The sequence below is a fragment of the Nocardioides sp. JS614 genome, from assembly GCF_000015265.1.
Lineage (GTDB): Bacteria > Actinomycetota > Actinomycetes > Propionibacteriales > Nocardioidaceae > Nocardioides.
The window spans coordinates 3,556,711-3,568,612 of the sequence record NC_008699.1; the positions used below are offsets into that span (position 1 = coordinate 3,556,711).

An 11,902-nucleotide genomic window follows, 5' to 3' on the forward strand; every position below is an offset into this window, starting at 1 on the left:
TCACCCGGAGTAGGGGATCTCGGAGCGCCACCCGTCCTCGTCCTGGCGGGCGGCGGCGAGGATCGCCTCGGCGACCCGGTCGGGCGTGAACGGGCCCTCCTTCGCCAGCGTGCCGCGCACCGTGACCGAGACCGCGCGGATGCCGTCGGGTGCCAGGGTGGCGTCGAGGCTGTGCACGAGGTTGCGCAGGCCGGCCTTCTGCACGCCGAGCGAGGCGGCCCGGTGCCACGGCTTGTCGGCGGCCATGCTGCCGGTGGCGGTGACGCGGCCGCCGGCGGACAGGAACGGTCGGGCCGCCTGGACCGCGACCAGGAGCGCGCCGACCCCGAGCGTGACGTCCTCGAGCAGCTCGGGGACGGTCAGCTCCAGCGGGTCCTTCTCCCGGAACGCGCTGGGGTTGAAGTGCAGCACGTCGATCCGCCCCGTGTGCTCGCCGATCCGCCGGATCGCGGCGCCGGCGGCCTCGGCGTCGGTGATGTCGACGACCGCGTGGCCGACGGTGGCGCCGAGCTCCTCGAGCTCGTCGGCGAGCCGCTGCAGCTGCTCCTCGTCGATGCCGAGGAGGCCGGCGTCGTACCCGTCCCGGGCGAACGCGCGCGCCACCGACCCACTCACGCCCGGGCCTGCACCCACCACCACGATCACCGGTCTGCTCATGGGCTCACCCTAGGCTCACCACACGTCGCCGTCGCGCCAGTCGCACGTGATCGGGCCGTCCAGGTCGACGCCGCTCGCCCCGGGTAGGACGTAGATCGACCCGTCGTCGTCCGGCGTGGGCACCGGCCCGTCGAGGGTCAGGACGGAGGAGGGACCGCGCCACAGCGACCAGCCGCGAGCGCGGTAGAGCGGGACACCACGTGCCGAAGCACTCAGCGCGAGCAGGTCGTACGCCGGCGCCAGGTCCTCCAGCGCCGTCATCACCGCCGACCCGAGTCCCCGGCGTTGCACGTCGGGGCGGACGGCGACGGCCTCGACGTACCCGCAGTGCAGCGGGTGCCCGCCCTGGAGCAGGCGCCTCGGCACCACCGACCCGTGGGCGAGCACGCGGCCCTCCTCGACAGCCAGGGCATGCACACCGCCGAGGGCGTGGGACCAGTCGTGATCGCTGAAGTCGGTGAAGGCGGCGTCCAGCAGCGCCCGCGTCTCGACCAGCTCGACCGCCGACAGCTCGTCGGTGCCGCAGCGGACGATCACGCCGTCACCATCCCGGCGGCCGCCGGTCCGACCACGGTGCGGCCGCCTCCACCTGGGCCGACAGGGCGAGCAGCAGCTCCTCCTCGGCCGGGCGCGCGGCCAGCATCACCCCGACCGGCAGGCCGCCGGCGGTCCAGTGCAGGGGCAGCGAGATCGCCGGCATGCCGGTGACGTTCCAGGCGGAGGTCCACGGCGTGAACTCCTTCTGCGCCGAGAAGTCCGCCGCCGGGTCGCCGTCGTCGCGCATCGCCCCCACCGGCACCGGCGGGGCGGCCAGGGTCGGGGTGAGGACGGCGTCGTACGGCGCGAGCGCGGTCAGCGCGTCTGCAGCGTGGCGGCGCATCGCGCCGATCGCCAGGCCGAACTCCGGCCCGTTCACCTCCCGGCCGGCCGCCGCGAGCCAACGGGTCAGCGGCCGCAGCAGGTGCTCACGCTCGGGCGGAACCACCGAGAGCGCGGTCAGCACCGCCCAGCAGACCTCGAAGACCGGGACCGCCTCGGGAGGCAGCGGGGCCGGCACGTCGACGACCTCGTGGCCCAGCGACTCCAGCAGCCGGGAGGCGTCCTCCCATGCCTGCACGCAGTCGGGGTCCACGGCGACCTCGGCGATGACGGGCTCGATGAACCGGGCGATCCGCAGCCGGCCCGGGTCGCGGTCGCAGGAGGCGAGGAAGGACTCGGTGGGGGCCGGCGCCCAGGACGGATCCCCGGCGCGACGGCCCGCGAGCACGTCGAGCAGCGCGGCCGCGTCGCGGACGGTCCGGGCGATCGGCCCGGCGGTCGCCAGACCCACCGGGTCGCCGTACATGGGGTAGCCGCTGATCCGGCCGCGGCTCGGCTTCAGCCCGACCAGGCCGCAGCACGAGGCCGGGATCCGGATCGAGCCGCCGCCGTCGGACCCCTGCGCCACCGGCACCAGCCCCGCGGCGACCGCCGCGGCTGCGCCGCCCGAGGAGCCGCCGGCGGTCCGGGTCCGGTCCCAGGGCGTGACCGCGGGCGGGGCGACGTCCGGCTCGGTGTAGCAGGGCGAGCCGAACTCGGGGGTGTTGGTCTTCCCGAGGCTGACCATCCCCGCGGCCTCGATCGAGATCGTGACGCCGTCGGAGACGTCGGGGACGAAGTCCGCGAAGGCCGCCGAGCCGAACGTGGTACGCACCCCCGCGGTCAGGTTCAGGTCCTTGATCGCGGTCGGTACGCCGAACAGCGGCGACTCGCCGGGCCCGGACAAGAACGCCTCCTCGGTCAGCGCGCTCGCGCGGTCGCGGGCCCGGTCGGGGGTGAGCGTGACGAACGCGCCGACCGTGTCGAGACGGTCGGCGCGTTCGAGGTAGTGATCGGTGAGCTCGAGGGGCGAGACCTCGCCCCGGCGCACCAGGTCGCCCTGCTCGAGCCCGGTCAGGTCATGGAGTTCGGCCACGACCCGACGCTAGCGCCTCGGAGCGCACGAGGATCGGGCCGCGGGTCAGGCCGCGGCGCCCGCGGCGACGTCGTACTCGGCCAGCGCGCGGACCGCGCCGTGCAGGCGGGCCAGCACGTCGGGGTCGGTGAGCACGTCGACCTCGGCCGCGGACTGGGAGACCGTGATGTCCTCGACGACGACGGCGCCGGCGATCCGCGCGGACCGGGCCGCGTCGGCGTGCGCCCACTTGCCGCCGTACGGCGTCGGGGTGGTGCCGACCACGCCGAACGGCTTGCCGACCATCGCGCCCTCGCCGTAGGGGCGGGAGAGCCAGTCGATGGCGTTGTTGAGCACGGCCGGCATGGTGCCGTTGTACTCGGGGGTCACGGCCAGCACGCGGTCCGCGCGGCCGATCCGCTCGCGCAGCGCGGCCGCGCCGGCGGGAAGGTCGGTGGGGTTGTCGAGGTCCTCGTTGTAGAACGGCACGTCTGCGAGACCCTCGACGATGTCGACGGTGACGCCCAGCGGTGCCTGGTCGCGGAGGATCTCGGCGAGCTTGCGGTTGACGGAGTCGGTGCGGAGGCTGCCGACGAGCACGGCGATGGTGTTGGTCATGGGAGCCAAAACGGACTGCGGTCCGTTTTCTATTCCCGGGCGCCGGAATCCGGTCGTCCCTAGGCTGTGCCGGTCATGTCCGAGCTGTCCGAGCCGCGCCTCCTCCCCCTCCTCAGCGAGCCGCCCGTCGAGCGCCGCGACGCCGCGCGCAACCGCGAGGCGCTGCTCGTCGCCGCCCGGGGGCTGGTCGCGCGGTGCGGTGCGGATCGGGTGACGATGGACGCCGTGGCCGCGGCGGCCGGCGTCGGCAAGGGCACCGTGTTCCGCCGGTTCGAGTCCCGCGAGGGCCTGATGGCCGCCGTGCTCAACCACTCCGAGACGGAGTGGCAGGGGCAGGTGATGTCCGGCCCACCGCCGCTCGGGCCGGGCGCGGACCCGTGGGACCGGCTGCTGGCCTTCGGCCGGACCCGCCTCGAGACGACCCTGCTCCACGCCGAGCTGATCCGGGAGGCCGGGCGGGCGGCGATCCGCGCGGCCGGCGCTTACTCGTTCACCGCCACCCACGTGCGCTACCTGCTGCACGAGCTCGGGGTCACCGGCGACCTGCCCCTGCTCGCCGTCGCCCTGCTCGCGCCGCTGGAGCTGCCCATCCTCGAGCAGCAGGTCGAGATCGAGGGTTTCCCGGTCGACCGGCTCTACGAGGGCTGGGTCGACCTGGCGCGGCGGATCGTGGGGCAGGGCGCGTCCGGCTGACCCCTGCGGCATCGGGGCTCGGGACGTCATACGGATGGTGGAAGGGGCAACACTGTCCGCATGACGTCCTGCGGCGCCGCGTGATCAGGGTCGAGCGCCGGCCGTCCGGTCGCGTCGCTGCCGCCGGGCGGTTAGCAGGGCCTGCAGGAGGAGCATGTTCAGCAGCGCGGCGGCGGTCAGCGCGAGGATGCCGAGCACGTCGGCGGTGACCGCGAACCAGTCGGCGAGGTCGCCGCTCGTCGACGTCGTGCACTCCCCTGCGGTCGTGCACGAAGACGACCCGCTGCTGCTCGACGGGTTGGCACCCGGCACCTGAGCCAGCAGGCCGTACGCGAGGTAGTAGGCCGGGACGGCGGCGAGGCTCGACGGCACCGCCAGGAGCGCGGCGACCAGGATCACCGCCGTCGAGTCGGTGAGGAACCCGTCGCCCGCCACCACGAGCACGACCATCACGTAGGCCCACTGCGCGGGATGGAGGTGCCCGATCCGGCTGATGATCGGCATGCACCCATCATCCACTCGGTCAGTCGGCCGTCACCCGCAGCGTCGCGAGCGTGGGGTCGGCGGCGTAGGCGACGCGGACGCCGGCGTGGCGCGCGTGCTCGAGCGCGTCGAGGGTCTGGTCGGTGACCAGCTCGCCCGGGGCGAGCACCGGGATGCCGGGCGGGTACGGCGCGACCAGCTCGGCGCTGACCCGGCCGACGGCCCGGTCGAGCGGGACGGGCTGCGCCGCGGCGAAGTAGGCCTGCCGCGGGGGCAGCGCGGCGACCGGCTCGACGCGGTAGGCGGCGGGGCCCACGACCGGACGTGCCGGGCCGCGGCGCCGCTCGACCGACTCCACGATCACGTCCGTGAGCATCCCGATCGTGTCCGCGGTGTCGGCGAGCGAGACGATCGCGACCAGGACGTCCCGATCGGCGGACTCGACCGGCAGCCCACGCGCCAGGAGGTCCCGCTCGACGGCGTTGCCGTCGGCGCCCGTGGCCGACAAGACGATCGTCAGCTTCAACGGGTCGACGTCGGGGCCGTCGAGGACGGCGACCGCCTCGACGGCGCGCAGCCGCTCCCGGGCCCGCGCCGTCGCCGCGATCGCGTTGCCCAGGAGCTCCTCGCCGTCGCGCTCGAGCAGGGCGCGAGCGGCATCGGTGCTGGCGAGGATGGCGCCGGCCGGGCTGGTCGTCGCGGTCGCCTCGACCCCAGCGTCGAGGCGCGCGGCGTCGACGCGCCCGGTGCGCGCGAGGACCAGCGCGGCCTGGCTCCAGGCGGGCAGCGTCTTGTGCGCGCTGGTGACCATCACGTCCGCCCCCAGCTGCAGCGGGTGGCGCGGCAGGTCGGAGTGGAAGCCGAAGTGCGCCGCCCAGGCTGCGTCGACCACCAGCGGCACCCCGTGCTCGTGGGCGGCGTCCGCCAGCCCGGCCACGTCGCCGACGGTGCCGACGTACGACGGGTCGCCGACGAAGACGGCCCGCGCGCCCGGATGGTCCGCCAGCGCCCGCCGTACCGTCTCGGGCGCGACACCGAGCGGCAGCCCGGTGGCCGCGTCGACCTCGGGCCGCACCCAGACCGGCACCAGCCCGGCGAGCACCAGGCCGAGCAGGAGCGAGCGGTGCAGGGTGCGGCTGACGATCACCGTGTCGCCGTCGCCCGCGACCGCGAGCGCGACTGCCTGGTTGGCGTGGGTGGCGCCGCCGGTGGAGAACCGGCACCAGTCCGCTCCCCACAGCCGCGCGGCGCGGGCCTCCGCCTGTGCGAGCACGCCCGTGGCGAGCTTCATCGTGTCGAGACCCGCGTACAGCGGCACGTCGCCGGCGACCACGTCGCCGACCAGGTCGGTGCGCTGCTTGTGGCCGGGGATGGTGAACGGCGTGACCGGATGCTCCTGGAAGCGGAGCCAGGCGTCGAGGAGTGGCGCGTGCTCCCGCAGGCCGCGGGGGTCAGTCGGCATCGGGCCGCCAGTCACCCAGCACCGTGGTCAGCGCCGTCGCCAGCGCGCGGACCTGGCGCAGGTCGACCCACTCGTCGACGGCGTGCATCCCGCCGCCGGAGGGACCGCACACCAGCGTCGGGCAGATCTCCTGCCACAGCGGCGCCTCCATCCAGTACGGCGCGTCGAAGCTCGACCCCGCGCCGAGTTCGGCTCCCAGCCGGCGCGCGAGGCCTGCCGCCGGGCCGTGGTCGTCGAGGCGCCAGCCCTCGCGATGGGTGAGCAGCTCGGCCTCGGCCTGCCACTCGGGCTCGAGCAGCCCGCGCACCAGCGCGAGCGCGTCGGCGCTCGAGCGATCGGGCGGGGTCCGCAGCTCCACGAGGCACTCGGCCCGGTCGGGCACCACGAACGCCGACGAGCCGCCGGACGCCAGCGTCACCAGCAGCTCGCCCCCGTCCGCACGGACGGAGTCCGCCCGCAGGTCGACGGCGTGCAGTAGGCGCCCGAGATGGGTGATCGCGTTGCTGCCGAGCCCGGCCTGCGAGCTGTGCGCGGCGCGGCCCGCGAACGTGACGCGGACCAGCGCGAACCCCCGCAGCGAGCGGCACAGGACACCATCCGTGGGTTCGGCGATCAGGCACGCGTCGGGCCGGACGCCGAGCCCGGGGAGCGCGGCGATCACCGCCTCGCTGCCGAGGCTGGCGTCCTCCTCGTCGGCGACCAGGGCGAGCACCGGGCGCACCGGGGCGCCCGCGGCGACCAGGTGCTCGGCGGCGGCCACGATGGCGGCGACACCGCCCTTCATGTCGGCCGCGCCGCGCCCCATCAGCCGGTCCCCGTCGATGCGCGGCGTGAACGGCTCCGGCATGCCGGCCACGCCCACGGTGTCGACGTGCCCGTTGAGCACGACCGTCGGCCATTCCTCCGGGCCGGGCGGCACCGCCACCAGGCTCGGCCGGTCCTCGGGCCCGGCCGCCGGCACCATCGTCGTGGCGAAGCCCGCGGCCGCGAGCCGCGCCTCCAGGTGCTCCACGATCCGCGGCTCCCCGGCCGCGCCCGGCACCAGCGCCGGGTTGACGCTGTCGATCCCGACCAGCTCCGCCAGCAGCTCGACGGCCGCGGTCTCCAGTTCGCTCACGCCCCGAGCCTAGGGACCGGGCTCAGGCCTCGTGCTTGCGCAACCCGAACGTGAGCCCGTCGACCAGCGCCCCCCACGACGCCTCGATGACGTTGGCGCCGACCCCGACGGTGACCCAGGAGGTCTCGCCGTCACTCGTCTCGATCAGCACCCGGGTGATCGCGTCGGTGCCGTGCCCCTGGTCGAGGATCCGGACCTTGTAGTCGATCAGCTCGAACTTCGCGACCTGCGGGTAGGCCTGGACGATCGCCTCACGCAGCGCGTGGTCGAGGGCGTTGACCGGGCCGTTGCCCTCCCCGGTGACGACGTACCGGACGCCCCCGGCCTTGAGCTTCACCGTGGCCTCGGAGACCGCCTCCTCCCCGGCACTGCGCTTGGCGAGGGTCTCGGTGATCACCCGCCACGACTCGACGTCGAAGTACGACGGGCGCTGCCCCTCGACCTCCTCGATCAGCAGCAGCTCGAAGGAGGCGTCGGCCGCCTCGAACGTGAACCCACGACTCTCGAGCACCTTGACCCGCTCGGTGATCCGGGCGACGAGGTCGCGATCGCCGGAGAGGTCGAAACCGAGCTCGCGTCCCTTGAGCTCGATCGAGGCCCGGCCGGCCATGTCGGAGACCAGCAGCCGCATGTCGTTGCCGACGCCGGCGGGGTCCATGTGCTGGTAGAGGTTCGGGTCCACCTTGATCGCGCTGGCGTGCAGCCCGGCCTTGTGGGTGAACGCGGAGCTGCCGACGTACGGCTGCCGCGATGCCGGCGGGAAGTTCGTGACCTCGGCGACCGCGTGCGCGATCCGGGTGGCCTCGGTGAGCAGGCCCGGGGGCAGCACCTGCCGGTCCAGCTTGAGCTCGAGGTTGGCGACCACCGCGAGCAGGTCGGCGTTCCCGGTGCGCTCGCCGTACCCGTTGATCGTGCCCTGGACATGGGTCGCGCCGGCGTCGACGGCGGCCAGCGTGTTGGCGACCGCGCAGCCGGTGTCGTTGTGGCAGTGGATGCCGACCCGCACCTGGGCGTTCTCGCGCACGTCGTGGACGACATCGCTCACCCAGCCGGGCAGCATCCCGCCGTTGGTGTCGCACAGCGCGATCACCTCGGCGCCCGCGTCGTACGCCGTGCGCAGCACCTCGAGCGCGTAGTCGCGGTTGGCCCGGTAGCCGTCGAAGAAGTGCTCGGCGTCGAGGAAGACCGTCTGCCCCTCGGCGCGCAGGTGGCTGACGGTGTCGCGGATCATGGCGAGGTTCTCCTCGAGCGTGGTCCGCAGCGCGAGCTCGACGTGCCGGTCGTAGGACTTGGCCACCACCGTGACCACGCTCGCGCCGCTGTCGCGCAGCGCCGCGACCAGTGGGTCGTCGGCCGCTTTGACGCCCGCGCGCCGGGTGGCGCCGAACGCCGCGAGCCGCGCGTGCTGGAGGTCGAGCTCGGCGGCGGCGCGGCGGAAGAACTCGGTGTCCTTCGGGTTCGCGCCCGGCCAGCCGCCCTCGATGTAGCCGACGCCCAGCCCGTCGAGCTGCCGCGCGATCGACAGCTTGTCGGTGACGGAGAGGTTGAGCCCCTCCTGCTGGGCGCCGTCGCGCAGGGTGGTGTCGTAGACGTGGAAGGCGCCGTGCAGGTCCATCGCTGACTCTTTCGGGTTCGAGCAACAAAAAAACCCCTCGGGAACGAGAGGTCGGCGCGTCGGGCGCCCCGTGACTTCCGGGGCTGCGACGCGCTAGGAAATGATGATCTCGCTGGAGATCGCCAGGTGCTGCATGGCGACCATGGTGCCACGCTCGCCGGCTCCAGGGGAGGACTTCTCGGCATGCGGGCGTCCGTCGGCCGGCGTCCAGGTGGTGCCGGTGAGATCCGCGCGGAACCCGAGACCGGCGGCCACGGCGAGCACCAGGAGCAGTGCGATCACCCACCGGCGGGGGTCGGCGGCCAGCGGGTTGACCACGCGCGAGACCGGGCCCCGGACCCGGGAACCGCCCGGCCCGAGCCACAGCGACACGGTCAGCGCGGTGCCGCAGACGAACAGCGCGAGCGCGAGCCCGGTGGCGACGGCGTAGCAGACCAGCGCCGCCGCCACCGCCAGTCCGACGCTCCACAGCGCCAGCAGCAGGGTCCCCGGCAGCGACTGCACGAGGTGCCAGGGAGTGGCGACGAGCAGCTGCACGCCGTCGTACCACTTGCGCCCGCGGTACTCCCGGCGCTGGTCGCGTGCCGAGCCGGCCAGCGACCCGCTGCGCAGCAGCCAGACCGTGACCAGCAGCAGCGCGAGCGTGATCCAGGGGAACGCGGCGGAGCCGGTCCCGGCGGTCAGGGCCAGGCCGACGAGGAGCAGCCCCCGGCGCAGCCGCTCTCCGAGCGACACCGCGGGCGCCGCGGGCACGGGGGCGTCGTACGACGTCAGCGCCAGCGTGTACGGCTCGGCGCTGTTGTGCCCGGGCCAGACGTCCGTCTCGTCGTCCGCGGCAGCCTGGGCGGCGAGCGCGAGCGGGACCGTGTAGGGGTCGTGCGGCGGCGCGGTCGGCGGCAGCGTGCGCGGCTCGCCGGGCCGGGTGGTCAGCGGCCGCAGCCAGGCCAGGATCTGCTCGAGGCTCGGGCGCTCCCTCGGGTCGGGGTCCAGCGCCGCGGCCACCACCTGATGCAGGTCGTGCGGGAGCCCGTCGAGGTCGAACTGGCCGCGCCGGACCCGGTCCATGATCGCCATCGACGGGCCCCGGCCGAACGGCGGGTGCCCGGTACCGGCGTACGCGACGGTCGCCGCCCAGGAGTGCACGTCGGAGGCCACGGTCGCGTCCTCGCCGTACAGGATCTCGGGCGCGAGGTAGCCCGGCGTGCCCAGCAGCCAGCCGGTGTGGGTGAGCTTGGGGTCGTCGGCGACCCGGGCCAGGCCGAAGTCGATGAGGATCGGGGTGCGGCCCTCCATCAGCACGTTCGAGGGCTTGACGTCGCGGTGGAGGACGCCGACCGCGTGCACCGAGGCGATGCCCTCGGCCAGGCAGGAGGCCAGCCAGAGCAGGTCGGCACCGGTGATCGCCCCCTCCTCGACCACGTGGTCGTGCAGGGACAGGCCGGGGACGTAGCGGGTGGCGACGTAGGGCACCTCGGCCCACGGGTCGGCGTCGACGATCTCGGCGACCCACTGGCTGCGCACCCGGCTCAGCGAGCCGACCTCGCGAGCCAGGCGCCGCCGCGCCTCCTCGTCGCCGACGATGTGCGGGCGCAGCACCTTGAGCGCGACCCGCTCGCCGGCCTCGCGGCGGGCCAGGTGGACCACGCCCATCCCACCCTCGCCCAGCCGGGCGAGCAGCGTGTAGCCGCCGACCGAGCGCCGCGGCGGCGACGGCTGGGGAGTGGTCGTCACGCGCCGAGGCTACCCGCGGAAGAGCCCGCGGACCGGCATCCGAGGGACCCGGTCGCGCGAGCGCGTCCAGATCTTCAGTAAGGTAAGCCTTACCTGCTTTACTTGCGAGGATCCCGTTGACGTCGACACCGCCGGCCCCGGTGGCCGCCGTGCGCCGGCCGGCCTCGCCACGTCCCGCACGCGCGGCCCGCCCGGGCCGGGGGAGGGCGCCTTCCCGGTGACGATCACGCACAGGTACGGCGCGACCACGATCGAGTCCGCGGCGCAGCGGGCGCGGTGTTGATCGACCTGAACGCCGACCCACAGGTCGCCGAGATCTTCGCGGGCTCCCCGGCGTACGACGAGGGCCGGTGGGTCGACATCACCGACGCCGACGGCTCGCTCTACGTGGCGCACAGCTTCGTCACGCCGCTGAGCATCCCGTACCTGCTGGACCGGTACGTGCCCCAGCTCGTCGCGGCCGCCGACGGCGACCCGTCCACGGAGCCGCCCGCGGCGAAGGCCTGATCAGACGATCCGGTGCATCCAGCCGAACGTGTCCTCGGCGCGGCCGTACTGGATGTCGACCAGGGCCTGCCGGACCCGCATGGTGAGGTCGGTGCTCGCGGGGGCGGGCGCCGACCCGCCGTCCCACTTCAGCTCGCCGACCGGGGTGACGACGGCGGCGGTGCCGCAGGCGAAGATCTCCACGATCCGGCCGCTGCGCACGCCCTCGCGCCACTCGTCGATGGAGAACCGGCGCTCCTCGACCTGGTGGCCGAGCTTGCCGGCCAGCTCGATGATGCTGGAGCGGGTGATCCCCTCGAGGATGGTGCCGGTCTCGGGGGTGACGATGGTGCCGTCGTCGTGGACGAAGTACATGTTCATGCCGCCGAGCTCCTCGACGTACTGCCCCTCCTGGGCATCGAGGAACACGACCTGGTCGCAGCCCTGGGCGCTCGCCTGCTGCTGCGCGACCAGCGAGCTGGCGTAGTTGCCGCCGGTCTTCGCCGCGCCCATGCCGCCGCGGCCGGCGCGGGTGTACTCGTCGGTCAGCCACAGCGTGACCGGCTTGACGCCGCCCTTGAAGTAGGCGCCGGCCGGGCTCGCGATCACCATGAACGTGACGTGCTGGGCCGGCCGCACGCCCAAGAACGCCTCCGAGGCGAACATGAACGGGCGCACGTAGAGGCTCTTCTCCCCCGCCGGGTCGGGGACCCAGCGCTGGTCGGCGGTCACGAGCGCGTCGACCGCCTGGACGTAGTCGGCGACGTCGAGCTCGGGCAGCGCGAGCCGCCGGCTCGAGCGCATCATGCGCGCGGCGTTCTCCTCGGGCCGGAACGACCAGATCGACCCGTCCGCGTGCCGGTAGGCCTTCATGCCCTCGAAGATCTCCTGCGCGTAGTGCAGGACCGCGGTCGCGGGGTCGAGCGTGAGCGGCCCGTACGGCTCGATGCGCCCGGCGTGCCAGCCGGCGTCCGGGGCCCACTCGACCGTGAGCATGTGGTCGGTGAAGTGCAGGCCGAAGCCGGGGTTGGCGAGGATCTCGGCGAGGCGCTCGTCGGAGACCGCGGCGCTCGACGGGGTGGTGCTGATCTCCATGGGGGACAACTT

At 74.2% G+C, this 11,902-nt stretch carries 12 protein-coding genes; 2 read left to right on the forward strand and 10 right to left on the reverse strand.

The features are described 5' to 3' along the window. Genes NOCA_RS18470 through NOCA_RS18485 form a run of 4 tightly spaced genes read right to left on the reverse strand, consistent with a single transcriptional unit; the run spans position 1 to position 3,208 of the window. Positions 1-657 carry an SDR family oxidoreductase gene (locus NOCA_RS18470; RefSeq protein WP_011756792.1) on the reverse strand — a complete coding sequence of 219 codons (657 nt, stop codon included), beginning with the start codon at positions 655-657 and terminating at the stop codon, positions 1-3. Between the two features lie 15 nt (positions 658-672). Beyond that, positions 673-1,194: a GNAT family N-acetyltransferase gene (locus tag NOCA_RS18475; protein ID WP_011756793.1), complete on the reverse strand. Its 522-nt coding sequence runs from the start codon at positions 1,192-1,194 to the stop codon at positions 673-675. Between the two features lie 4 nt (positions 1,195-1,198). After that, positions 1,199-2,611, reverse strand: a complete 1,413-nt coding sequence (locus NOCA_RS18480; RefSeq protein ID WP_011756794.1) for an amidase — start codon at positions 2,609-2,611, stop codon at positions 1,199-1,201. Between the two features lie 45 nt (positions 2,612-2,656). Continuing rightward, positions 2,657-3,208, reverse strand: a complete 552-nt coding sequence (locus NOCA_RS18485; protein ID WP_011756795.1) for an NAD(P)H-dependent oxidoreductase — start codon at positions 3,206-3,208, stop codon at positions 2,657-2,659. Between the two features lie 75 nt (positions 3,209-3,283). On the opposite strand from NOCA_RS18485, the gene NOCA_RS18490 reads away from it, so the two are divergent. Continuing rightward, positions 3,284-3,901 carry a TetR/AcrR family transcriptional regulator gene (locus NOCA_RS18490; RefSeq protein ID WP_041546662.1) on the forward strand — a complete coding sequence of 206 codons (618 nt, stop codon included), beginning with the start codon at positions 3,284-3,286 and terminating at the stop codon, positions 3,899-3,901. An 84-nt stretch (positions 3,902-3,985) separates the two neighbouring features. Here the strand turns inward: NOCA_RS18490 and NOCA_RS18495 are convergent, their stop codons facing one another. From NOCA_RS18495 to NOCA_RS26010, 5 genes are all read right to left on the reverse strand, one after another. Further along, complete coding sequence (locus NOCA_RS18495; RefSeq protein ID WP_011756797.1) at positions 3,986-4,405, reverse strand: hypothetical protein; 420 nt, start codon at positions 4,403-4,405, stop codon at positions 3,986-3,988. Positions 4,406-4,424: 19 nt separating this feature from the next. After that, entirely contained in the window at positions 4,425-5,846 is a 1,422-nt protein-coding gene (locus NOCA_RS18500; RefSeq protein ID WP_011756798.1) for an aminotransferase class I/II-fold pyridoxal phosphate-dependent enzyme, read from the reverse strand. Further along, positions 5,836-6,963 (reverse strand): M20 family metallopeptidase, encoded by a 1,128-nt coding sequence (locus NOCA_RS26005; RefSeq protein ID WP_011756799.1) that lies wholly within the window; start codon positions 6,961-6,963, stop codon positions 5,836-5,838. Before NOCA_RS26005 ends, NOCA_RS18500 begins: the two co-directional genes overlap by 11 nt. A gap of 22 nt (positions 6,964-6,985) precedes the next feature. Next, entirely contained in the window at positions 6,986-8,578 is a 1,593-nt protein-coding gene (gene cimA / locus NOCA_RS18510) for a citramalate synthase (RefSeq protein WP_011756800.1), read from the reverse strand. Positions 8,579-8,671: 93 nt separating this feature from the next. Then, entirely contained in the window at positions 8,672-10,309 is a 1,638-nt protein-coding gene (locus NOCA_RS26010) for a serine/threonine-protein kinase (protein ID WP_011756801.1), read from the reverse strand. A 276-nt stretch (positions 10,310-10,585) separates the two neighbouring features. Between NOCA_RS26010 and NOCA_RS18520 the strand changes: the two genes are divergently transcribed. Then, positions 10,586-10,816 (forward strand): hypothetical protein, encoded by a 231-nt coding sequence (locus NOCA_RS18520; protein WP_041546664.1) that lies wholly within the window; start codon positions 10,586-10,588, stop codon positions 10,814-10,816. Here NOCA_RS18520 and NOCA_RS18525 read toward each other — a convergent pair whose 3' ends face one another. Further along, on the reverse strand, positions 10,817-11,890 hold the full coding sequence (locus NOCA_RS18525) for a branched-chain amino acid aminotransferase (RefSeq protein WP_011756802.1): 1,074 nt from the start codon (positions 11,888-11,890) through the stop codon (positions 10,817-10,819). It abuts the gene before it with no gap. Positions 11,891-11,902: the final 12 nt, after the last annotated feature.